Consider the following 21,846-nt stretch of genomic DNA (forward strand, 5'->3'; position numbering starts at 1 on the left):
CGTCCGCACCCCCGGGAACCGGCACCGCAGGGCCGTGCACGATATGGTCACGGCCTAGACTTCTGCATGCAAGCGACCAGGCTCCGACGGAGAGGACGACGATGCGCGAGCTCGAACTCGACGGGATCCATGACGACGGGGAACATCTGCTCCTGGTCGACTCCGACGGCGAGCGATACACGCTGCGCATCGATCGGGCGCTCAGGGCGGCGGTCCGTTCGGACCGCCCGGCCCTGAACATGATCCAGGCCGCGGACTCCGCCCCCGTCCGACCGCGCGAGATCCAGGCGATGCTCCGTTCCGGCCGCAGCGCCGAGGACATCGCCGACGCCTCCGAGATCCCGCTCGAGCGGGTGCGCCGCTACGAAGGCCCGGTGCTCGCCGAGCGCGAGTGGACCGCCTCCCGCGCACGCACCTTCCCCGTCGGCCGCGGAGGTCCTGCACTGCAGGACGTCGTCGCCGAGCGGCTCGCCGCCCGGGAGGCGACCGGGGAGACCGCCTGGGACGCCTGGCGGCGCCAGGACGGCACCTGGACGCTCGAGCTGACCTTCTCCGCCGGTGGACGCACCCGGCAGGCGCACTGGGTCGCCGACATCGACAACCGCACCGTCTCGCCGGTGGACGATGAGGCGCGCTGGATCAGCGACGAGGACGCACCCTCCGAGCCGTCGCGCGGCCGGGGACGGCTCCAGGCCGTCAAGAGCGCGGTCTACGACCTCGAGGCGGACGGATCCCTCGAGGGCAGCCCGGCGGCGCCCTCGCGCGCCCGCAGCTGGAATGCACGCCGCCCCGTCGCCGAGGACCATCCCTCGCTCGTCGATCACGCCTCCGTGATCGACGACCAGGAGCTCGACGCCCTCAACGCACGTCGCGGCCTGCGCTCCGTGCCGCGACCTGACGATTCCGCGACCGTCTGGTCCGGGCTCGACGAGGACTCCCAGCCCGAGCCGTCCGAGACGGAGACGTCCGTGCCCCAGGCGCCCGAGACGGACCTCACAGCCCAGTCCGTCGAGTCGGGACACGCCGACGACGACGCCGACCTCGAGGCGCTGGAGGAGCACTCCACCCAGAGCGATCACGAGGACGACCTCACCGCGACCCCGGAGTCCGACGGCACCGACGAGGACCAGGGCGACCTGGATCCTGAGGCAGGGCACACTGCCGACACGGCCGAAGACGAAATCCAGTACCAGGACACGATCGATCTCACCCCGCTGCCCGGATTCGACGCCGTCGGTACGGTGATCCCCGGCGCCGCGGGCGCGGAACCGGCGGAGAGTTCAGAGGGCTCAGGTAGCTCAGCGAGCTCAGCGAGCTCAGCGAGCTCAGAGAAGCCTGCGGGAGACGCCGCGGGCACGCCATCGAAGAGCACGAAGAAGCCGCGACCGAAGAGCAAGCGCGCCTCGATGCCGAGCTGGGACGAGATCGTCTTCGGGTCGAACGGCTCGAAGCAGGACTGAGCCCGAACAGGGCTGGGCCTGAGCTGGAGGGGTTGCTCAGACCTCGGTGTGCAGCAGCGGCACCCAGGACTCGGCCGCGGTGAGCGATCCGTGCACGCCGACCATCTGCCGTGCGGAGTCCGGTCGCCGGGAGAAGTCGTCGACGCTCCAGCGTCCCCGGGACAGCACCAGCACATCCGGGACGCGGCCCGCGACCCGCTCGGTCACCTCAGCTCCGGCCGGTCCCAGCAGGGCGCTGGCGAGGATGTCCTCGCGCGGCAGCACCAGGGCCCGCTCCCCCAGCAGCGTTGCGAGCTGAGCCGCGAGCTCCTCAGCCGCACCGTCGCCGCGGACCGCATGCAGCGCCAGCGCGCGGGCCTCGCCTGAGACCTCATGGATGAGGCGCAGGATCTGCGGGTGGTCCGCGAGGTCCGTGGTGAGCTCAGGTGACGTGTCGACCATGCCGTGGTCTGCGGTGAGGTGGATCCGGGTGCCGCGAGGCAGTCGCCGCAGCAGCGTCCCGATCAGGGAGTCCACCTCGGCCAGCGCGTCACGCCACTGCATGGAGTCGACCCCGTGGCGATGTCCGGCGTGGTCGACGTCATCGACATGGAGATGCACCAGCCCGTCGGCGCCAGCGCGACGCAGGGCGGCACGGACGACGTCGACACGGTCGGTGCGCCCGTGGCCGAGGAACTCCCAGCCCCGGTAGGCCACGCCGCTCAGATGGGAGCCGGCGTGCTTGCTCGGCCCCACCTGCACCGCCCGGCGAGAGCCGGAGCCGACCAGGGTCGGCAGCGGCATCCAGGCACGCGGGTCGATCCAATTCGCTCCGCTGATCTGATTGAGGCTGCGGCCTGTCTGCGGGTCGTAGGTGAGATAGCCGAGGACCCCGTGCTCGAGCGGTGCAGCGCCGGTCTGCAGCGAGACCATGGCGCTGGAGGTGGTCGAGGGGGCCACGGTGCGGATCCGCTGGGTCTGCGCCTCCAGGCGACGCAAAGTCGGCGTGAGCGACCGGTGCTCACGCAGCAGATCTGCGCCGAGCCCGTCGAGCAGCACCACGAGGTCCCGGCCGGGCTTCGGCTTCTCGACCAGCGGGCGCAGGACATCCAGGAGGCCGGGCCGTGCGCCGCCGGTGAAGGGCGGCGGCAGCAGGTCGGCGGGCCAGTCCTCCATCGCTCCGGGTGCGTCGCGGTGGCGGGGTCCGGGACCTGTGGCACGCACGCCGGCTCAGGCCCCGACCGCGTCGATCGCGTCGATCAGCTGGTCGTGGAAGGCCAGGGCCTCCTCGACCGCGCCGGCGCCATCGGCCAGGGCGCTGACCCGCAGGGCGAGATCCGAGGGGGCGATGGTGCCGGTGTACCCATGATCCAGCTGGCAGCCGGGGTCCTCGCACACTGCCCGCTCGAGGTCCAGGCGGCGGCTGCCGTCCCAGGTGATGCCCAGGGTGATCTCGGACTCCCGGCCGGGGTTGAGCTGCCCATCGGTGTCGAAGACCTGCGAGAGGCCGGTCGCGGTGATCCGCTGCAGCCGGATCCGCTCGGTGGTGGAGACCACCTGGCTGGGGTTGAGCGCATCGGCCGGATCGTCATCGAGGTGTGTGATCAGGAGGTGCGTGGGGGTCAGCACCACGACGGTGAGGTGGCGGCGCACCTCCGGCCCGTCGAAGGTGGTCTCGGGCCGCACCAGATGGGCGACCGGAGCGCGGCCTCGCAGCGAACGCTCCAGGCTCTGGGCTGCCGCCTGTGGGAAGTACCCGGCGGTCTCGAGAGCCTTGAGCAGATCGGTGGGAAGTGCGGTGGTCATCCCGTCATTGTTCCACGCTCCGACTCGATGGGCGGCGCGGCTCAGGACCCCGGTGGGCCGGACAGCGTGCGTCGGGCCCCATCGGTGCGGTTGGGCGGGGGTGCCAGCCGTACCCGGGCACCGATCACGGTGAGGCCGTCCTGCGCCACCAGCACCGGGTACAGCTCGAGGGAGGCCACCTCGGGAAGGTCCTCCGCGAGCAGGCCGATGCGGACCACCAGATCGGCGAGCGCCTCCCGATCCGCCGGGGGCAGGCCGCGCATTCCCCGGAGCTTCACGGCCGTGGCGGGAGCGTCCACCAGCCGTGCCGCGGCGCTCTCGCTGAAGGGCGGGATCGCATAGGCGATGTCATCGAGCAGATCGGTGGCATCCCCCGCCACCGACAGCGAGACCACCGGGCCGAGAGAGGGATCCTCGACGCTGCGCACCACCATCGGCACCCCGGCGGGGGCCATCGCCTGGACCTCGAGCGGTGCGCTCGAATAGGACAGGTCACGGCGCATCGAGTCGACGGCGTGACGCAGCTGGACCGCGTCGGGGATGTCGAGCCGCACCCCGCCGAGATCAGCGCGATGGCGCAGCACGGGGTCCGTGGACTTCAGCGCGACCGGATAGCCGATCTCCGCCGCCTGGGCGAGGGCGTCCTCGGCATCGGTGATCCGGCGGCTGCTCAGCTGGTCGATGCCGTAGGCGGCAAGCAGCGCGGTGATCTCCGCGGTGGAGAGATCCACGGCGGACGCGGCGGGCGAGGGAGTCAGCGCTTCCACCAGCTCCCGGGCCGCCGCGCGATCGATGCCCTCCCGCTGGGCCGGCTCCGCGTCATCCACCTCGGGACGCAGGGCGGCCGCGAGCATTCCTGCACCGGCGCGCACCACCGCGTAGGGGGTGGCGTGCACCGGCGGCAGCGAGAGGTCGGCGCGCACCGCCCGCTGCACCTCGGCGAAGCGGTCCTCGGTGGTGACCAGGCAGACCAGGAGCACCACCTCGGAATGACGGGCCACGATCGACATCTGCCGCAGCACCTCGGTGATGTCGGCCGTCTGCGGGTCGATCATGCCGGCGATCACCAGGTCGACCTGGCCCAGCGCCGCCATCGTGGTGAAGGCGCGCTGGATGAGGCGCGGATCCGGGGAGAGCGGAACGCTGTGGTTCTCCGCGACCACGTCGAAGCCGGCTTGACCGGCGGCCCCGCTCAGGGAGGCGCCGAGCGCGGCCGTGTTGGAGAGCAGCCCTACTCGTCGGCCGAGCGGGAGGCCCTGCCGTCCGATCGCGTCGACCACGTCGAGCAGGTGGTCCACTCCCGTTGCCTGGACCACCCCGGCCGAGTCGAGCACCTGGTCCATGGCGCGACGGGGCAGGGTCGAGGAGCGCACGTCGTGACCGGGCGGCAGGTGTGACTCGCTGCCGGGGGGACGCAGCACGATCAGCGGGGTGCTGCGCGTCAGCCGGCGCGCGATCCGGGTGAACTTGCGAGGATTTCCCATCGATTCCAGGGCCAGCCCGATGACGCCGACCTGATCGTCGTCCTCCCAGTGCTGGAGGGTGTCGTTCAAGGAGACGTCCGCACGGTTCCCCACGCCCACGAACTCGTGCAGGCCGATGCCTCGGGCGTCGGTGCCTGCCAGCAGCATCGCTGAGAGCGCGCTGGACTGCCCGGCGAGCGCGACCGTTCCGGGCTGCGGCATCCGAGGGGCCAGCGAGAGGCTGATGGCATCCTCCCCGGTGCGCAGGAAGCCGAGGGAGCCGGGTCCCAGCAGGCGCATGCCATGGCGGCGGGCGCGGGCCACCAGCTCGCGCTGCAGCAGGCGCCCTTCGTCGCTGTCGGAGAATCCTTCGGTGGGGATCAGGACGCTGCGCACCCCGATCGCGGCGCATTCGTCGATCGCGTCCAGGCAGGCTTCGGGACGCAGCGCGATCACGGCGAGGTCCACGGTGCCCGGCACGTCACCCACTCTGGCCCAGGTGCGGCGCCCCCTCAGCTCGAGGACATCACGGGCGATGAGGTGCACGGTGCCGCCGTAGCCCGAGTCCTCCAGCGCGGTGAGGAAGCGGCCGCCGGCGGAGTCCGCGCGGGAGGAGACGCCGATCAGCAGCACCGACTGCGGGTGCAGGAGCCGTTCCATGGCCCTCGCCTCGGCGCGGTGCTCGCGTTCCGACATCACGGCGAGAGAGCGGACGGTGGGGTCGATCCGGAAGGAGACCATCACCACGCCGTCGTCGAGCACCCGGGTGACGTCGAAGCCGGTCTCGGTGAAGACCTTGATCATCTTGGTGTTCTCCGGGAGCACCTCGGCGGTGAACTCGTTGATGCCGCGCTCGCGGGCAGCGGCCGCGAGGTGCTCCAGCAGCACCGAGGCCAGGCCCGTTCCCTGGCGGGAATCGGAGACGTTGAACGCCACCTCGGCGGAGTGCGGCTCGGTGCGGTCGTAACGCCCGACGGCGACGATCTCCGCACCGACCAGCGCCACCAGGGCCACCCTGTCGGCATGGTCGACGTTCGTGAACCGTTCGAGGTCGCGGCGGGACAGCTTCGGCATCGCGGCGAAGAAGCGGAGGTATCGGGAGTGCTCCGATTGCCGTTGATGGAAGTCCTGGAGGGCGTCGGCGTCGGTCGGCAGGATCGGGCGCAGGTGTGCGGCGGAACCGTCGCGCAGGGCGATGTCCGCCTCCCAGTGAGAGGGATAGCTGGGCTCGTGCTCATCCTCGGGCCGGGCACGGCGGCGCAGTGACCGCAGGCCGTCGCGTCTTTCCGCCATGGCTGGATCCTATCGTCGAGTTGCGGGGAGTTGACGGGATTCACGTCCCTTCAGGTGACCGGCTCCCGGGATCATGGCCGGTCATGCGCCATGATGTTCTCCATGGCCCGATCACGCAGCACCAATACGCCCGCCGGTGAGGACGCGGTCGACGAGAACATCGTCGACATCGATGTCACCAGCGAGATGGAGTCGTCGTTCCTCGAGTACGCGTACTCGGTGATCTACTCCCGGGCGCTGCCCGATGCGCGCGATGGGCTCAAGCCGGTCCAGCGCCGCATCCTCTACATGATGGCCGACATGGGCCTGCGGCCCGAGAAGGGCCATGTGAAGAGCCAGCGCGTGGTGGGCGAGGTGATGGGCAAGCTCCATCCCCATGGCGACACCGCGATCTACGACGCCCTGGTGCGGATGGCGCAGAGCTTCAACATGCGCCTGCCGCTGGTGGATGGACACGGCAACTTCGGCTCCCTGGACAACGGACCTGCCGCCCCGCGATACACGGAGGCACGGCTCGCCAAGGCGGCGCTGCTGATGACGGACTCGCTCGGCGAGGACGTCGTGGACATGATCCCGAACTATGACAACCAGCTCCTCCAGCCCGAGGTGCTGCCCGCCCAGTACCCGAACCTGCTGGTGAACGGGGCCTCGGGGATCGCCGTGGGGATGGCCACGAACATGGCGCCCCACAACCTGGTGGAGACGATCGCCGCCGCCCGGCATCTGATCGATCATCCGGAGGCGGAGCTGGACGAGCTGATGCGCTTCGTGCCGGGTCCGGATCTGCCCACCGGCGGCCGGATCGTGGGGCTCGAGGGCATCCGGGATGCCTATCGCACAGGACGCGGGTCCTTCAAGATGAGGGCGACGACCCGGATCGAGAACGTCACCTCCCGCCGCAAGGGCATCGTCGTCACCGAGCTGCCCTACCAGGTGGGTCCGGAGCGGCTGGCCGAGAAGCTGCGCGATGCAGTGCAGGCCAAGCGGGTCCAGGGCATCACCGACTACCAGGACCTCACCGACCGCCACCATGGCCTGCGACTGGTGCTCACGGTGAAGTCGGGCTTCGACCCCGAGGCCGTGCTGCAGCAGCTGTACCGGTACACGCCGCTGGAGGAGTCCTTCGGCATCAACAATGTGACCCTCGTCGAGGGGCAGCCCCGCACGCTCGGCCTCAAGCAGCTGCTCGAGGTGTTCGTCGATCATCGGCTGCGGGTGGTGCGCCGCCGCACCGAGCACCGCCTGAGCAGGCACCAGGCCCGCCTGCATCTGGTCGAGGGTCTGCTGCTGGCGATCCTCGACATCGACGAAGTGATCCAGATCGTCCGGCAGAGCGATGATGCCGAGACCGCACGGACCCGCCTGATGACGGTGTTCGACCTCTCCGAGGTTCAGGCGGAGTACATCCTCGAGCTGCGACTGCGACGGCTGACGAAGTTCTCCCAGATCGATCTCGAGGCCGAGCGCGATGACCTGCGCCGGGAGATCGAGAAGCTTGAGGAGATTCTGGGCTCGGATGCGGTGCTGCGTGCGCTGGTGTCCGACGAGCTCGCCGCGGTGGCCGCCGAGCACGGGGATTCCCGCCGCACGGTCCTGCTCGAATCGGCGGAGAAGCCGGTGATCTCGGCCGCCGGCTCCCTCGAGGTGGCGGATGAGCCGTGCCACGTGCTGCTCACCGGGACCGGACTGGTCGCGCGGGTCACCGGTGAGGGCCCGGTGCTGCGCGAGGGCGCCCGCAGCTCCCATGATGTGGTCGTCTCCCAGGTACGCACCACCACCCGCTCGAGCGTCGGCGTGGTCACCGACAGCGGCCGCGTGCTGCGGCTGTCGGTCGTGGATCTGCCCTCGCTCGCACCGACTGCCGGGGCGCCCTCGCTCGCCGGCGGGACGCGGCTTGCGGACCTCATCGACCTCGAGCGCGAGGAACGCGCGCTGGGGCTGATCCGGCTCGGCGAGGACGATCTCGCGCGGGGCGGGGCGATCGCGCTCGGGACCCGGCAGGGCGTGGTCAAGCGGGTGCAGCTCGAGTTCCCGAAGGCCGACGGCTTCGAGATCATCTCGCTGAAGGACGGTGACACCGTGGTCGGGGTCGTGGACCTCGAGGAGGACGAGGACCTGGACCTGGTCTTCATCACCGCCGAGGCGCAGCTGCTCCACTTCCCCTCCTCCGGGGTCCGGCCGCAGGGCCGCAGCGCCGGAGGTGTGGCCGGGATCAAGCTCGGCGCCGGCGACCGGGTGGTGTCCTTCGGGGTGATCGATGTGACCGCCCCGGCCGACGTGGTGACCGTCGCCGGCAGCTCCGGCACCCTCCCGCTGCTCCAGAACGGCTCGCTGAAGGTCTCCGCCCTCACCGAGTACCCGCCGAAGGGTCGGGCGACGGCTGGGATGCGCTGCCATCGCTTCCTGCGCGGCGAGGACACGCTGATCGGCGCCTGGGTGGTCCCTCACCCCGCTCGCGCCTCGTCCGAGGCGGGGCAGCCGATCGATCTGCCCGAGCCCACCGGGCGCCGGGATGGCTCCGGGACCCCGGTGGCCGTCCCGATCGCCGCGATCGGCTGAGCGGTGCAGGGCGACCGAAACCGGGACGGGGTGGCGCCCATACCTCGCGGCGACCCCCATCCCTCCCCTGCCGCGGACGGCGAGTCTCGGTCTCCTTGGGGCTCGCGTCTGGAGTCACAGGAGTCTCGTGCCTTGCGCGGGAAATTCCGCTCCTCCCGGGCCTCGCGTGTGGAGTCCCGGCATATCGCCGTCGGCGTGGCCGGCGCCCTGGTGGGTCTGGTCGTCGGACTGCTCGCCCTGCGCGGGACCGTTCCGTTGGCAGGATCGGGATCGATCGGCCAGGTCGCCGCGCTGACGGTGTTGGGCTGCGGCGCAGCGACGGCCGCCCTCACCCTCTCGACCCTCACCCGGCGCTCCCTGCCCTGGTTCGGGGGCCGGCACTGGTGGCGCCGCGGGATCGATGTCCTCGGGCTCTCCCTCGTCTTCGGGATCCTCGGCCTGTTCCTCACCGGCGCCCTGTTCGGTGTGTTCCAACAAGCCTTCCAGGGCGTCGCGCTCGATCGCCTCGCCGGCACCTTCTGGGTCGCCCTTGCGGCCGGCGCCGCCGCCTACATCACCTCCGCGGCGGCGGCCTCGCTCACCGGCCGGTCCCTGGCCACCCTGCTGGCGGCATTCCTCGTGGTCGGTGTGCTCGCCAGTGCCATGAACGCCTCGGATCCCTACTGGTGGGAGCGGTACTTCTCCGAGCTCGGCGAAGGTGACGGCCTCTCGAGCTTCACCTTCAACCTCACCCTGCTGCTGACCGGGGTGGCGCTGGTGACCGTGGCCGAGTTCCTCGCCCATGATCTGGACCGCTGGGCCCGCAGCGCCGGCGAGCCGGCCTGGCTGATCACCGCCGTGCGCTCGCTGCTGAGCGCAGTCGGAGTGCTGGTCGCCCTGGTCGCGGTGATCTCCCGGACCGTGAGCGTCTTCTGGCACGACGTGGTCGCCCAGTCGCTCGTGGTCGTCTTCGCGCTCACCCTGCTCGTGGTGCCGGTGCTGCTGCGCCGGCTGCCGGGCGCCCTGATCGCCGTCACCGCCGGGGCCTTCGCCCTGCTGGTGACCGTCACAGTGCTCTACCTGGGCGTGGACTACCTGAACATGACTGCCTTCGAGATGGGGGCGGCGGCGATCGTGTACGGCTGGCTGCTGCTGTTCATCCGCACAGTCTCGGCGGCTGCGGAGGGCACGGAGGAACGGAACTCGACCCAGGCCAGAGAGTCCAGCCGCGCGGCCGCTGCGCCGGGACGGCAACCGGCTGAGTCCTCGGATCCGCGGCCCGGTGACGTGCGACCATGACGTCATGAACTCTTCAGGCACCGATGCCCCCACCACCTCCGTCCCGCTTCCCGAAGGTGTGCGCCTCGGGCAGACCCACGGGGTCGACGTCCTGCTGATCGACACCCCTGCTGCGACGGCCGAGCTCCTCTTCGACGGCGCGCACCTGACCAGCTACGTCCCCGCCGGTGAGGCGGATCTGCTCTGGATGAGCCCGGACTCCGCCTTCGGCGAGCGGGAGGCCGTGCGCGGAGGCATCCCCCTGATCGGCCCCTGGTTCGGACCGGGCCGGGACCTGGCGATGGAGGTCAAGCACGGCTGGCTGCGCAACCTCCGCTGGGATCTCGCCTCGGCCGAGCGAGAGGGCGACGAGGTGGTGCTCACCCTCCGCACCCCCGAGGACGTCAAGGCGCTGACCGCGTCCGTCCAGTTCCGCATCGGCGCCGAGGTGTCGGTGGACCTCACCCTCACCGCCGGACCCCGGCCGCTCGATCTCGAGGCAGCGCTGCACACCTACCTCGCCGTCGGCGATGTGCGGGAGATCGAGATCCTCGGGCTCGAAGGCGCTGACTTCCTCGACAACACCCGCGGGCTGGCCCCCGACGTGCTCCCGGCCGGGCCGCTGCGGCTGACCGCCGCCACCGACCGGGTCGTCGACTCCACCGCCGTGGTGACTGTCCACGATGAGAAGTCCGGCCGCCGCATCGTCTCCGCACCGCGCGGCACCGCCAAGACTGTGGTCTGGAATCCCTGGGACACGCTGGTGACCGGCATGGCCGATATCCCCGATACGGCCTGGCCCGAGTTCGTCTGCATCGAGCCTGCCATCGCCAAGGACGGCTACGTGGCCCTCGAGCCCGGCCAGTCGCACTCCATCGGCGTCACCTACCGCATCGAGCGCTGAGCACAGCTCCGCACCGCGGAGCATCTGACCAGGACCCGGTCGCCCCTCAGAGGGCGGCCGGGTCTTCGTCGTCGTGCGAACTTCTAATCAGTTGTGCTCCACCGGAGAAGGGTGGTCAACTCTCCGTATGGAGATGCACCAGCCCCCGTTCACGACCCCGGCCAGCCCGGCCGCGTCGTCGCTCGGCCTCGCCGCATCCCTCACCCGGCCCCACGGACTCACCGTGGCTCAGCGAGCGGCCGGTGGGGGCCGCAGCACCGCCGGGCACGCCGCGCCTGTGGCCGGCTGACGGAGCGCACCGCTCCGCGCCATGCCGTGCGGCCCTGCCGCCGGCACTACTGAGAATCCCCGCTGCCCGACGCACTCGAGCAGCGGGCACTCTCCTGCGCGCTTCGAGGACAGCAGCTGTCCGCAGCGCGCAGGAGACTCGATCACACGCCACTCCGTCAGGAGCCCCCATGTCCCTTCACACCACCCTCGACACCCGCAGCCCGACCACCATCCACACGACCGACACATCGGAGAACACCACCAGCCCCATCGACACCCTCACCCGCCGCGAATCGTCCCGCGCCGACACCAGCCTGCGTCGGCTCGAGCAGGTCGCCGACGAGGACGCCGTCGACACCCTGCTGAAGGGTTTCCTCGCCCGCCGACGAGCGGTGCGCGAGGCCCGTCGGCAGCAGGCCGCCCAGCAGGCGCGTCATGAGCACGAGCTGCTCGTGCAGCGCGCACTGCTCGGCACCGGCCTCTCGCACCTGCGGTGAGCACGGCGGCGTCTCTGATGCGAGCGCTCGCCCCCACCCTCGGCCCGTCCGAATCCGTTCGGACGGGCCGTGTCGCGTCCGGAGTACAGCAGACGCGCGGCGGTGCGCACGTCAGGCCCGGCGGATGTGGTCCGGTCGCAGGGGAGCACCGATGCCGATCGAGGTCAGCAGCGCGATCACCACCGCGCCGCCCGCCACGGCGAGAACCGGTCCGGTGAGGCTCTCCGCGCCGAGGTGCGTCACCATGCCCGGTTCCATACCGCGGTTACCGGTATCGACGAAGGCGACGGCGACCAGATGCCCGATCCCGAGCGCCGCTCCCCCACCGACCACCAGCGGCAGCGCCACCTCGAGCCAGTGCGCACGGCGCAGCACCCCCACAGGGGTGCCGAGCAGGCGCAGCCGGGCATGCTCCTGCCTGCGCCCCATCGCCAGATCAGCCATGCCGAGCAGGAAGGCGCCCAGCCCGACGGCCAGCACCACGAGGTTCAGCAGGCGGATGGTGTCGATGGTCGCCTGATAGGGCGCGAAGTCCTCCGCCGTCCAGCCGATATGGGCGTCGATTCCCGCCGCCTGCAGCTCCGCCGGAAAGTCAGGGCGCGGGCCAGCATTCACCCTCGCGCTCACGTCGCCGAACTGCCAGAACTGCTCTTCGGTGACCAGTGCCCGCGGAATGAACAGGGTGGGTGCCGGATCCGTGTCCTGCCAGGCAGGGACTGGCACTCGAGAGAGATCATCCTCGGAGACCTCGAGCTGCAGCACGGGATCTCCGAACCCGCCGCTGCTCTCGTCGAAGTCGGTGCTGAACAGATCCACGATTCCCTGGAGCGGTACCCTCTCCTCGAACCCAGCCGCAGCTGGGATCCAGGCCGCACGATCATTCCGGCAGCCCTCCACCTCCGGTCGGAGGACGCGGAGCTCCTCGCAGGTGGTCACCATCGCACCCAGGGCGTGCTCCTGCGGGGTGCTCCCCGGGGCGACGACGTACCCGCGCGTGGAGAATGCCACCTCGCGAGCTCCACCGACCTGCTCGAGGGCACGCTCCAGATCTGCGACGGCCGCCCGATCCGGGAGCCATGCCTCGGCGACAGCTTCGACGTCTCGGTAGTGGCGCCCGGCCTGATACACCGGGGTAGCGGCCAAGACGCTGATCAGTCCCTGCCCTGCCGTCGTCACCACCACGCCGATCACCAGGGCGCCGAGCACCCTGCCGAGCACTGCGGGCTGAGACTGCAGGCGCCGTCCCGCCACGACGGTCACCGGGGATCCGACCCGGACGAGCAGGTCGGCGCTGCGCCGCACCAGCAGGGCCGGCAGCAGGATGCTGCCCAGTGCGGCCAGGCCGGCACCGCCGAGGAACAGAACGACCAGCACGGGGTTCGAGAGCCCTTGCACACTCCAGCTGAGCACCAGCATCACCAGACCCAGCACCAGGATCGCTGCCCGCCAGAGACCGGGACGTCGGTCCACCTCTCCGCGAGCCTGCTCCAGAGTCTCGCTCTGGGAGCGACGTGAGGGCATCGCGGCCCCGGCGGCCAGACCCAGCGGCACGGCGAGGGCCACCACGAGAGATCCCGGCACAACGCTCGGCGCCGGGGTCATGCCCAGCAGTGCCCCTCCGGCCCACGGAACCAGCAGAGAACCCACCGTGAGACCGACAGCTGCACCGACGAGAGCGGGAGGGAGGCTTTCGCCGATGCCCACCAGTACCCGATCGCGGCCGCGCATCCCGAGCAGGTGCAATCGGGCCGTGCGCCGGGAGCGGTCCTGCTCGGACATGCGGCCGGTCGCGGCGGCGGCGGCCAGCACGGGCAGACCGATCGCGAGGGCCACGATCCCGGGCAGGATCATCCCGACCACCTCCGACATCGCGATCCCGGGTGCGAGGCTGCGGGGCCTGGCAGCATCCAGCAGGGACAGCACCACGACCAGGAGCGCGCAGCCGAACAGGGACACGAGCAGTGCGCTGAGTGTGCGGAAGCGGCCTTGGTCGGTGGCGCGCAGGGCGAGGGTGAGCCCGAGGCGGAGGGAGGAGCGCATCTCAGCCCACGAGCTCCCCGTCGCGCATGCTCACCAGGCGGTTCAGGTGTGCGGCGACGCGGTTGTCGTGGGTGACGACCACGAGGGTCGTGCCCTGCTCCGTCACGGTGTCCATCAGGGCGTCCATCACGGTGTCGGCGGCGACTGTGTCCAGCGCGCCGGTGGGTTCGTCGGCCAGCAGCAGGGCGGGCTGGTGGATCAGTGCGCGGCCGACGGCGGCGCGCTGCGCCTGTCCACCGGAGACCTGGGCGGCGCGACGGCCTGCGACCTCGCCGAGCCCGAGACGGTCGAGCATCGCGTCGACTTCTGCCCGGATCCGTGCCGGCCTGCCGCCGAGGAGCTGGAGCGGGAGGGCGAGATTCTCGCGCAGAGTGAGTTCGCCGATCAGGTCACCGAACTGGAACACCATGCCCATCCGGGCCAGCCGGAGCTGGGCTCGATCTTTCTCCCGCATCGCTCCGAGGTCCTCGCCGAGCACCCGGAGGGTGCCCTCCCGGGCATCCAGCACGCCGGCGAGCACATGCAGAAGAGTGGACTTCCCGCATCCGGACGGCCCCATCACGGCGACCTGCTCCCCTGCGGCGATCTGCAGGTCGATGCCACGCAGCGCGGGATCCTGACCGTAGGAGACCCGTACCCCGCTCAGCTCGACGACCGTCGCAGCTCCGGCAGCGGTCGCAGCGCGTTCACGACTCTCGGAATGGGCGGTCATCGCTGCGCCCCGGTCTCGTCGGGCCGCGTTCCGGTCGTCTCCTGCCATTGCACGCGCAGCGCATCGAGCCGCTGACCGGCTTCCTGGATCCAGCGCAGATCGGCGTCGAGGTGGGTGAGCTCGTAGTCCAGCTGGAGCAGCAGCGAGGGCTCGGCACCGCGACGGCGTGCGGTCAGCTCGCGCATGCGCACCATGTGGCTCGCTCGCTGGACGGTGAGGACCTCCTGGGCGTCCCGCCCGGAAAGCAGGGCGATCGAGATCCGCACGAACAGGGTGGAGGCTGAGAAGGAGCCGGTGACCTGCGGCGTGGAGACCCAGGCATCCAGCTCGGCGACCCCGTCGGCCGTGATGCCGTAGAGCTTGCGCTCGGGCCCGGAGCCGGTCTCGACGGTGAGGATCTCTGCCCATCCCTGGCGCTCGAAGCGGGCGAGCGAGGAATAGACCTGCCCGAAGGCCAGCGGCCGCTCCGGTGCGAGGAGCTGGTCGTAGTCATGCTTGAGGGAGTACCCATAGGCTGGCGACCGATCAAGCAGTCCCAGCAGGGCGTGTGCGGTGCTCATGCGAGGACTATACACACTGCGTATACACACTGCGAATAGCTAGTAGAAGGCGGCTCACATCCCGCTGCGCATCTCCACGATCACGAGCTCACGCGGGTTGTTGACCCGCACCCCGGCGATGCTGTTCCCGAGCCCCCGGCTGATCACCATGGTGGTGCCCTGCCGCTCATGCACGCCCTCGGTGAGCGCGGGGAACAGGCCCTGATGCGGGGCGTAGAGCCCACCCACTCCGGGAATGCGCACCTGCCCGCCGTGGGCGTGCCCGGAGAGCACCAGGTCAGCCCCGGTACCGGTATAGCTGTCCAGCTGCTCCGGACGATGCGCGAGCAGCACAGTGGTGCCATCCTCCGGCAGGCCGAGTCCGGCGAGCACCGCCGTCGCCTCCTGCGGGCTCTCCCCTGCCGCGGCCCGCACCCGCGGGTCATCAAGACCGACCACGCTCAGCTCGACCCCGGCGATCTGCGCCTCGACAGCCTCACTCCGCAGCACCGTGATGCCGCGAGCCTCGAGTCCCCTGATCAGCTCGTCCATGAGGGGTGAGTCCGCCTCATGATTGCCGAGCACGAAGTACGTGGGTGCGATCGCCTGCAGTCGCTCGGTCATCGCGAGCACGCCGTCCAGCTGCGTGGTGCGGTAGTCGATGAGGTCGCCGGTGAGCGCGATCAGATCCGGCTCTGCGGCCGTGGTCGCGGTGACCACCCGATCCTGGAAGGTGCCGAACTGTGCGGCATGCAGATCGGAGATCTGAGCGATGCGAAGCCCGTCCGCCGCTGCTGGCAGTTCGTCGAGGACCACGTCATAGGTGGTGACATCGAGCCGGCGGTTGTCCCACAGCAGCCAGCCGCCGGTGGCGAGAAGCAGCAGGAGAAGCACCAGAGCGATGACGGCAAGGCGCTGCCGTGGAGGGTGGGTGGTGCTGGCTGCTCGGTCCGCGACCGAGAGCGGTGCGCTCACCGCACGGTGATCCCGTCGGCCGCCATCGCGGCCTTCGCCTCCGAGATTGTCATCTGCTGGAAATGGAAGACGCTCGCGGCCAGCACCGCGTCGGCGCCCGCGTGAACGGCCGGCGCGAAGTCCTCGGGCGTTCCGGCACCGCCGGAGGCGATCAGCGGCAGCGTGGTCGCCTCCCGGGCGAGCGTGATCAGCTCGAGGTCGAAGCCCTGCTCGGTGCCATCGGCATCCATCGAGTTCAGCAGGATCTCCCCGGCTCCACGCTCGGTCACCTCGCGGATCCAGGCGATCGCATCGATGCCGGTGCCGCGCCGACCACCGTGGGTGGTCACCTCGAAGCCAGAACCGGAGCGTGCCGTGCCCTCGGGGGTCTCGTCGGTGACGCGGCGGGCGTCGATCGAGAGCACCAGCACCTGGTTGCCGAAACGACGCGAGATCTCGCTGATCACCTCGGGGCGAGCGATCGCGGCGGTGTTCACCCCGCACTTGTCCGCGCCCGCCCGCAGCAGCTGGTCCACGTCGCCGGCGGAGCGCACCCCGCCGCCGACGGTCAGCGGGATGAAGATCTGCTCTGCGGTGCGGCGGACCACGTCGATCATGGTGTCGCGGCCGCCGGAGGAGGCGGTGACGTCGAGGAAGGTGAGCTCATCAGCTCCCTCGGCGCCGTACCGGGCGGCCAGCTCGACCGGGTCCCCAGCATCGCGGAGATCCTTGAAGTTGACGCCCTTGACGACGCGACCCGCGTCGACGTCCAGGCAGGGGATGACTCGGACGGCGACACTCATGCGTCGATCCTCTCCATATCGAGCTCTTCGGCTCCTTCGATGATGAACTGCTTGCGCGGGGCGACGTCGGAGCCCATCAGCAGCTCGAAGACGGCACTGGCGGCCTCGGCGTCCTCGATCCGCACCCGGCGCAGGGTGCGGTGACCGGGATCCATGGTGGTGTCCGCCAGCTGGTCGGCGTCCATCTCCCCCAGGCCCTTGTAGCGCTGGATCGGCTCCTTGAACTTCTTCCCCCGGCGTTCGAGGTTCTTGAGCAGCTTGTGCAGCTCCGCCTCGGAGTAGGTGTAGACCAGCTCGTTCTTCTTCTTGCCCCCGTGGATGATCTCCACCCGGTGCAGCGGCGGGACCGCGGCATAGACCCGGCCGGCCTCGACCAGGGGGCGCATGTAGCGATGGAAGAGTGTCAGCAGCAGAGTGCGGATGTGCGCGCCGTCGACGTCGGCGTCCGTCATCATGATGATCTTGCCGTAGCGGGCGGCCTCCAGGTCGAAGGTGCGACCCGAACCGGCCCCGATCACCTGGATGATCGCAGCGCACTCGGTGTTCTTCAGCATGTCGGTGATGGACGCCTTCTGGACGTTCAGGATCTTGCCGCGGATCGGCAGCAGAGCCTGGAACTCCGAGGAGCGGGCGTTCTTCGCGGTGCCGAGCGCGCTGTCGCCCTCGACGATGAACAGCTCGGAGCGGTCCACGTCATGGGTGCGGCAGTCGGCGAGCTTGGTGGGCATGGTGGAGGACTCCAGCGCATTCTTGCGCCGCGAGACCTCCTTGTGCATGCGCGCAGCGATGCGGGCGCGCATCTCCGAGACGACCTTGTCGACGACCAGGGCCGCCTGCTCCTTCTCCCCCTTCTTGGCGGAGCTGAGGAACTCGGTCAGCCGGTCCTCGACGACCTTCGCGACGATCGCACGGATCGCCGGAGTGCCGAGCACCTCCTTGGTCTGGCCCTCGAACTGCGGCTCGTCGATCCGCACGCTGACCACCGCGGTGAGCCCGGCGAGGGTGTCGTCCTTCTCGATCTTCTCATTCTTCGCATTGAACTTGACCCGCCGGGCCTGGTTCTCGACCTGCTTGCGCACGGTCTTGACCATCGCCTGCTCGAAACCGGTGACATGGGTGCCGCCCTTGGGGGTGGCGACGATGTTCACGAACGAGCGCAGCGTGGAGTCGAAGTCCGAACCCCACCGCAGCGCGATGTCCACCTCGCAGCTGCGCTCGACCTCGGTGGAGACCATGTGGCCGTTCGCATCGAGCACCGGGACCGTCTCGGTGTACTCCCCTGTGCCCTGCAGTCGGATCACATCGGTGATCCGCTGATCCTGGGCGAGGTACTCGACGAACTCGCTGATCCCGCCGTCGTACTTGTACACGCGGGTGGTCGGCTGATCGGGCGAGGCCTCGGGCCGGAGGTCGCTGACCGAGATCTTCAGGCCCGGGACCAGGAAGGCGGTCTGCCGGGAGCGGCGCGTGAGGTCGTCCAGCGAGAAGTGCGATCCCTTGACGAAGATCTGAGGGTCGGCCCAGTAACGCACACGGGTGCCGGTCACGCCGCGCTTGGCCTTGCCCACCACCCGCAGCTCCCCGGGTCCTTCCGCGGGGGTGAACGGGGAATCCAGGTCCGGTTCACCGGAATCGGCGAACTCGCCCGGCTGCCCGCGCTGGAAGCTCATCGCGTAGGTCTTCCCGCCCCGATCGACCTCGACATCAAGGCGCCCGGACAGAGCGTTGACGACGCTCGCGCCGACGCCATGCAGGCCGCCCGAGGCGGCATATGAGCCGCCGCCGAACTTCCCACCGGCGTGGAGCTTGGTGTAGACCACCTCGACGCCGGTCAGTCCGGTGCGGGGCTCGACATCCACCGGGACTCCGCGACCGGTGTCCCTGACCTCGACCGAGTGATCGGGGTGGAGGATCACCTCGATCGCGTCGCCGTGCCCGCCGAGCGCCTCGTCGACCGAGTTGTCGAGGATCTCCCAGAGGCAGTGCATGAGGCCCCGGGAGTCGGTGGAGCCGATATACATGCCGGGACGCTTGCGCACAGCCTCGAGGCCCTCGAGGACCTGGAGATTGCGGGCATCGTAGGCGGACTTCTTCGCAGTGCTGGTGGTGGACACCCCCCAGATCCTACGGGTCGGGGCAACAGGATCCGGGTATTGCCGCCTGCCGCGCGGCTCACAGCACGGGCCCCGACCGGGCGTGGGGAGCGGCTGGGCTCACAGGGTGTTGCGCCGCCAGCGAACCAGGGCTGTGGATACTCCCCCCGCCCCCGGTCTCGATGCTAGAAATGACCTCATGAACCTCACTCTCGAAGCTCCCCGGCTCACGGCACACGACCGCTGCGACCGCTGCGGTGCTCAGGCGTACGTCAAGGTGCTCCTCGAGGCCGGCGGCGAACTGATGTTCTGCGCGCACCACGCTCGCGCCCATCAGGACGCCTTCACCAGCGTCGCCTCCGAGATCATCGACGAGACCGAGCGTCTCCATCTCAAGCCCGAGCCGATCGAGGACTGACCGCAGCAGCCGGTCGCAGAGTCTGATCGCTCCCGTTCCTCGAGAAGGGCGCCCACCTCCTTGGTGGGCGCCCTTCTCGTCTGCCTGTCCGCCCCACTGCGGGGACGCCCTGCAGGCGCGCACTGCGGGTAGGCGCGCTCAGGTGGGTCGTGCAGCAGCCCAATCGCTCAGCAGGTCAAACGCGCAGCAGCTGTTCGGCGTGGATCGCGTACTCGACCCAGTAGGTGCTGCGGCCCTCTCGGGCCTCCCGGGCGCCGGTGGCGGCGAAGCCGAGACGCTCGTAGAGACCCTGAGCTGGAGTGTTGGTGTCGTCGACATCCAGCCGCAGGTCCGGTCGCCCGAGCTCGAGGGAGAGACGGGCGGCATTCGCGAGGAGGGCACGGGAGAGTCCAGTGCCGCGAGCAGCAGGACGGACCCAGAGCGAGACGAGGTAGGCGCGGTCCGCGGGGATCACATGCTCGGGGGTGTAGCCGGCAGGGAGCAGGGCGATCCCGCCGAGCACCGATCCCCCGCGTCTGGCCTGGAGATGGAGTCGTGGTCCGGCGATCTCCCGGCGCCATTGCCGCTCGTCTCGGCGGCGGGCCTCTGCCGGGTCCGCCCAGAACGCCTCGGGGTCGGCGGCGAGCATGTCCAGCCGCAGATCCCGATGGCTGGTCCAGTCCTCGCCGGTGACGCGATGGATCCGCAGTGTGGTGGCGGTGTCCGTGCCCGTGGTCGTCCTCATTGCCGGTGCTCCATCTCCCGGGTTCGTCCTGATCGCTGCTTCGTCCTGATCACTGCTGTGTGCGAGCGTCCGCCGAGCGGCGGACAGAGGACGGGCCCGGTTCTAGTGGAACCGGGCCCGTCCTCACTGCTGAACGTCAGTCGAGGTAGTCGCGCAGCACCTGCGAGCGCGAGGGGTGACGCAGCTTCGACATGGTCTTGGACTCGATCTGACGGATCCGCTCACGGGTCACGCCATAGACCTTGCCGATCTCATCGAGCGTCTTGGGCTGACCGTCCTCGAGCCCGAAGCGCATCGAGACCACTCCGGCCTCACGCTCGGAGAGGGTGTCCAGCACCGAGTGGAGCTGCTCCTGCAGCAGGGTGAAGCTCACTGCATCGGCCGGGACCACGGCCTCGGAGTCCTCGATCAGGTCGCCGAACTCGCTGTCGCCGTCCTCACCGAGCGGGGTGTGCAGGGAGATCGGCTCGCGACCGTACTTCTGGACCTCCACGACCTTCTCGGGCGTCATGTCCAGTTCCTTGGCGAGCTCCTCCGGGGTGGGCTCCCGGCCGAGGTCCTGCAGCATCTGCCGCTGGACGCGGGCGAGCTTGTTGATGACCTCGACCATGTGCACCGGGATGCGGATGGTGCGGGCCTGGTCCGCCATGGCGCGAGTGATGGCCTGGCGGATCCACCAGGTGGCATAGGTGGAGAACTTGTAGCCCTTGGCATAGTCGAACTTCTCGACCGCGCGGATCAGGCCGAGGTTGCCCTCCTGGATGAGGTCCAGGAACAGCATCCCGCGACCGGTGTAGCGCTTGGCCAGGGAGACCACGAGGCGCAGGTTGGCCTCGAGCAGGTGATCCTTGGCGGCGCGGCCGTCCTGGGAGATGATCGCCAGCTCGCGACCGGCCTTGGTCTTGGTGATCGACTCGTCGCCCTTGAGCTTCTGCTCGGCGTAGAGACCGGCCTCGATGCGCTCGGCCAGCTCGACCTCCTGCGCAGCGTTCAGGAGTGCGACTTTGCCGATCTGCTTGAGGTAGTCCTTGACCGGGTCGGCGGTGGCGCCGGCGGTGACGACCTGCTGGGCGGGGGCGTCATCCTCAGCGGCGTTGAAGACGAAGCCGCCGGACTCCTCGACCTTCGTGTCGGTCGCGGACCTGGCCTTCTTCGCCTCGGTCTCCTCCGACTCCTCCTCGGTGTCGGAGTCGGCCTCGGCGGCCTTGGGTGCGGCGGCCTTCTTGGCGGCCGGCTTCCGGGCGGCGGTCTTGCGTGCAGGGGCCTTCTTGGCGGGGGTCTTCGGTGCGGCGGTGTCAGCGGTCTCGACAGCGTCGGTCTCGACGGCCTCGGAGCTCTCCGCTGCCTTCGTGGCCGCGGCGCTTGTCGAGCGCTTCGCCTTGGAGGCGGTCTCAGCAGTACTGGAGGAGGTCACAGAGTTCCTTCTTCCGGCGGCGGCCCGGCATGGGCGGTCCGCCACACTCGGGCGATCGGTCTTCTCGGCGCGGCTCGCGGTCTCCGCTCCGTGTCACGTCACCGGTATCTACCGGTTTCACGGCGCACGAACGCACGGTGCCGTCAAGCCTGTTGAGTATAACGCCGCTCGCAGTGGTTTATTCCCACCCGCTCAGGCGCCTGTGACGCCACCGACCCCACTCGCGTGGTGGTCGTCCTTGACGGCGAGCACCGGACAGGCCGCGCCGAGCACGACCCGACGCGCCGAGGCGCCCAGGTTCAGCTTCCCGATCGGCGGCTTCCGGCGGAGCCCGATCACGACCAAGCTCGCCGCGACCTCGTCCACGACCGAGAGGATGAACTCCCCGATATCGCTCTCGAGGCTGCTCCGCACGGCGACGTCGGCCTGCTCGGTGCCGAGCGCGCGCAGTTCGTCACGCACCTCGTCCTCGGTGGCGGCAGTCATCCCACGCTCAGCGTCGTGATAGAGATGTGAGGCGATGACCAGCCCCTCCCCCGTGCGCGCTCCATAGCGGAGGGCGGCCTTCAGCGCGGCCCGTCCCTGACCCGACGGGGAGTACCCCACGACGATGCTCATGCGACGTCTCCTCCCTGCGACCGTGCAACGGTGCAGTCACACC

Annotated in this window: 17 protein-coding genes and 1 pseudogene; 6 read left to right on the forward strand and 12 right to left on the reverse strand. The window is 70.0% G+C overall.

All coding sequences use genetic code 11. From position 1 onward, the window contains the following. The first annotated feature begins 101 nt into the window (after window positions 1-101). Window positions 102-1,460 carry a septation protein SepH gene (gene sepH, locus ACT3T9_RS12610; protein ID WP_444606718.1) on the forward strand — a complete coding sequence of 453 codons (1,359 nt, stop codon included), beginning with the start codon at window positions 102-104 and terminating at the stop codon, window positions 1,458-1,460. Window positions 1,461-1,496: 36 nt separating this feature from the next. Here the strand turns inward: sepH and ACT3T9_RS12615 are convergent, their stop codons facing one another. From ACT3T9_RS12615 to ACT3T9_RS12625, 3 genes are read right to left on the reverse strand one after another with little or no spacing between them, the layout of a single operon-like run. Further along, a complete protein-coding gene (locus ACT3T9_RS12615; RefSeq protein ID WP_441445442.1) occupies window positions 1,497-2,615 on the reverse strand; it encodes an alkaline phosphatase family protein in 1,119 nt (372 codons plus the stop codon). 54 nt (window positions 2,616-2,669) lie between these two features. Then, complete coding sequence (locus tag ACT3T9_RS12620) at window positions 2,670-3,245, reverse strand: DUF5998 family protein (protein WP_441445441.1); 576 nt, start codon at window positions 3,243-3,245, stop codon at window positions 2,670-2,672. A 41-nt stretch (window positions 3,246-3,286) separates the two neighbouring features. Beyond that, window positions 3,287-6,001, reverse strand: coding sequence for a bifunctional acetate--CoA ligase family protein/GNAT family N-acetyltransferase (locus ACT3T9_RS12625; protein ID WP_444606719.1), 2,715 nt, complete (start codon window positions 5,999-6,001; stop codon window positions 3,287-3,289). A 102-nt stretch (window positions 6,002-6,103) separates the two neighbouring features. Here ACT3T9_RS12625 and ACT3T9_RS12630 point away from each other — a divergent pair, with 102 nt between their 5' ends. The 4 genes from ACT3T9_RS12630 (at window position 6,104) to ACT3T9_RS12645 (ending at window position 11,488) form a co-directional block, all read left to right on the forward strand. Further along, a complete protein-coding gene (locus tag ACT3T9_RS12630; protein WP_441445439.1) occupies window positions 6,104-8,560 on the forward strand; it encodes a DNA gyrase/topoisomerase IV subunit A in 2,457 nt (818 codons plus the stop codon). A gap of 132 nt (window positions 8,561-8,692) precedes the next feature. Further along, complete coding sequence (locus ACT3T9_RS12635; RefSeq protein WP_444606720.1) at window positions 8,693-9,838, forward strand: hypothetical protein; 1,146 nt, start codon at window positions 8,693-8,695, stop codon at window positions 9,836-9,838. A 4-nt stretch (window positions 9,839-9,842) separates the two neighbouring features. Beyond that, complete coding sequence (locus tag ACT3T9_RS12640; protein WP_444606721.1) at window positions 9,843-10,721, forward strand: D-hexose-6-phosphate mutarotase; 879 nt, start codon at window positions 9,843-9,845, stop codon at window positions 10,719-10,721. A 458-nt stretch (window positions 10,722-11,179) separates the two neighbouring features. Then, window positions 11,180-11,488 carry a hypothetical protein gene (locus tag ACT3T9_RS12645; protein WP_441445436.1) on the forward strand — a complete coding sequence of 103 codons (309 nt, stop codon included), beginning with the start codon at window positions 11,180-11,182 and terminating at the stop codon, window positions 11,486-11,488. Between the two features lie 111 nt (window positions 11,489-11,599). On the opposite strand, the gene ACT3T9_RS12650 is transcribed toward ACT3T9_RS12645, so the two are convergent. From ACT3T9_RS12650 to ACT3T9_RS12675, 6 genes are read right to left on the reverse strand one after another with little or no spacing between them, the layout of a single operon-like run. Then, window positions 11,600-13,528, reverse strand: coding sequence for a hypothetical protein (locus ACT3T9_RS12650; protein WP_441445435.1), 1,929 nt, complete (start codon window positions 13,526-13,528; stop codon window positions 11,600-11,602). Window position 13,529: 1 nt separating this feature from the next. Continuing rightward, a complete protein-coding gene (locus ACT3T9_RS12655) occupies window positions 13,530-14,240 on the reverse strand; it encodes an ABC transporter ATP-binding protein (protein ID WP_345080515.1) in 711 nt (236 codons plus the stop codon). Then, a complete protein-coding gene (locus ACT3T9_RS12660) occupies window positions 14,237-14,800 on the reverse strand; it encodes a PadR family transcriptional regulator (RefSeq protein ID WP_345080518.1) in 564 nt (187 codons plus the stop codon). The genes ACT3T9_RS12655 and ACT3T9_RS12660 overlap by 4 nt, the downstream gene beginning before the upstream one ends. Window positions 14,801-14,854: 54 nt before the next feature. Continuing rightward, window positions 14,855-15,754: a metallophosphoesterase gene (locus ACT3T9_RS12665; protein WP_444606722.1), complete on the reverse strand. Its 900-nt coding sequence runs from the start codon at window positions 15,752-15,754 to the stop codon at window positions 14,855-14,857. Next, window positions 15,751-16,536: an imidazole glycerol phosphate synthase subunit HisF gene (gene hisF / locus ACT3T9_RS12670; RefSeq protein ID WP_444606723.1), complete on the reverse strand. Its 786-nt coding sequence runs from the start codon at window positions 16,534-16,536 to the stop codon at window positions 15,751-15,753. The genes ACT3T9_RS12665 and hisF overlap by 4 nt, the downstream gene beginning before the upstream one ends. Further along, the gene (locus ACT3T9_RS12675; RefSeq protein ID WP_444606724.1) at window positions 16,533-18,650 is read right to left on the reverse strand and encodes a DNA gyrase/topoisomerase IV subunit B; all 2,118 of its coding nucleotides are present in this window, start codon (window positions 18,648-18,650) and stop codon (window positions 16,533-16,535) included. Before ACT3T9_RS12675 ends, hisF begins: the two co-directional genes overlap by 4 nt. A 178-nt stretch (window positions 18,651-18,828) precedes the next feature. On the opposite strand from ACT3T9_RS12675, the gene ACT3T9_RS12680 reads away from it, so the two are divergent. Continuing rightward, window positions 18,829-19,047 (forward strand): DUF7455 domain-containing protein, encoded by a 219-nt coding sequence (locus tag ACT3T9_RS12680; RefSeq protein WP_441445431.1) that lies wholly within the window; start codon window positions 18,829-18,831, stop codon window positions 19,045-19,047. A 175-nt stretch (window positions 19,048-19,222) separates the two neighbouring features. Here ACT3T9_RS12680 and ACT3T9_RS12685 read toward each other — a convergent pair whose 3' ends face one another. The 3 genes and pseudogenes from ACT3T9_RS12685 to ACT3T9_RS12695 form a co-directional block, all read right to left on the reverse strand. Continuing rightward, entirely contained in the window at window positions 19,223-19,771 is a 549-nt protein-coding gene (locus ACT3T9_RS12685; RefSeq protein WP_444606725.1) for a GNAT family N-acetyltransferase, read from the reverse strand. A gap of 136 nt (window positions 19,772-19,907) precedes the next feature. Continuing rightward, a pseudogene (locus ACT3T9_RS12690) lies at window positions 19,908-21,263 on the reverse strand (RNA polymerase sigma factor); the annotation flags it as partial. A gap of 114 nt (window positions 21,264-21,377) precedes the next feature. Further along, entirely contained in the window at window positions 21,378-21,803 is a 426-nt protein-coding gene (locus ACT3T9_RS12695; protein ID WP_444502671.1) for a universal stress protein, read from the reverse strand. Between the last annotated feature and the right edge of the window lie 43 nt (window positions 21,804-21,846).

It is taken from the genome of Brachybacterium sp. AOP29-B2-41 (assembly GCF_052378395.1).
Lineage (GTDB): Bacteria > Actinomycetota > Actinomycetes > Actinomycetales > Dermabacteraceae > Brachybacterium.

What these genes read in the sequence shown, in the direction of transcription:
- sepH (WP_444606718.1), top strand. Translation starts at nt 102, where the DNA reads ATGCGCGAGCTCGAACTCGACGGGATCCATGACGACGGGGAACATCTG.
- ACT3T9_RS12660 (WP_345080518.1), bottom strand. Translation starts at nt 14,800, where the DNA reads ATGAGCACCGCACACGCCCTGCTGGGACTGCTTGATCGGTCGCCAGCC.
- ACT3T9_RS12655 (WP_345080515.1), bottom strand. Translation starts at nt 14,240, where the DNA reads ATGACCGCCCATTCCGAGAGTCGTGAACGCGCTGCGACCGCTGCCGGA.
- ACT3T9_RS12685 (WP_444606725.1), bottom strand. Translation starts at nt 19,771, where the DNA reads ATGAGGACGACCACGGGCACGGACACCGCCACCACACTGCGGATCCAT.
- ACT3T9_RS12680 (WP_441445431.1), top strand. Translation starts at nt 18,829, where the DNA reads ATGAACCTCACTCTCGAAGCTCCCCGGCTCACGGCACACGACCGCTGC.
- ACT3T9_RS12630 (WP_441445439.1), top strand. Translation starts at nt 6,104, where the DNA reads ATGGCCCGATCACGCAGCACCAATACGCCCGCCGGTGAGGACGCGGTC.
- ACT3T9_RS12650 (WP_441445435.1), bottom strand. Translation starts at nt 13,528, where the DNA reads ATGCGCTCCTCCCTCCGCCTCGGGCTCACCCTCGCCCTGCGCGCCACC.
- ACT3T9_RS12615 (WP_441445442.1), bottom strand. Translation starts at nt 2,615, where the DNA reads ATGGAGGACTGGCCCGCCGACCTGCTGCCGCCGCCCTTCACCGGCGGC.
- ACT3T9_RS12625 (WP_444606719.1), bottom strand. Translation starts at nt 6,001, where the DNA reads ATGGCGGAAAGACGCGACGGCCTGCGGTCACTGCGCCGCCGTGCCCGG.
- hisF (WP_444606723.1), bottom strand. Translation starts at nt 16,536, where the DNA reads ATGAGTGTCGCCGTCCGAGTCATCCCCTGCCTGGACGTCGACGCGGGT.
- ACT3T9_RS12620 (WP_441445441.1), bottom strand. Translation starts at nt 3,245, where the DNA reads ATGACCACCGCACTTCCCACCGATCTGCTCAAGGCTCTCGAGACCGCC.
- ACT3T9_RS12645 (WP_441445436.1), top strand. Translation starts at nt 11,180, where the DNA reads ATGTCCCTTCACACCACCCTCGACACCCGCAGCCCGACCACCATCCAC.
- ACT3T9_RS12695 (WP_444502671.1), bottom strand. Translation starts at nt 21,803, where the DNA reads ATGAGCATCGTCGTGGGGTACTCCCCGTCGGGTCAGGGACGGGCCGCG.
- ACT3T9_RS12640 (WP_444606721.1), top strand. Translation starts at nt 9,843, where the DNA reads ATGAACTCTTCAGGCACCGATGCCCCCACCACCTCCGTCCCGCTTCCC.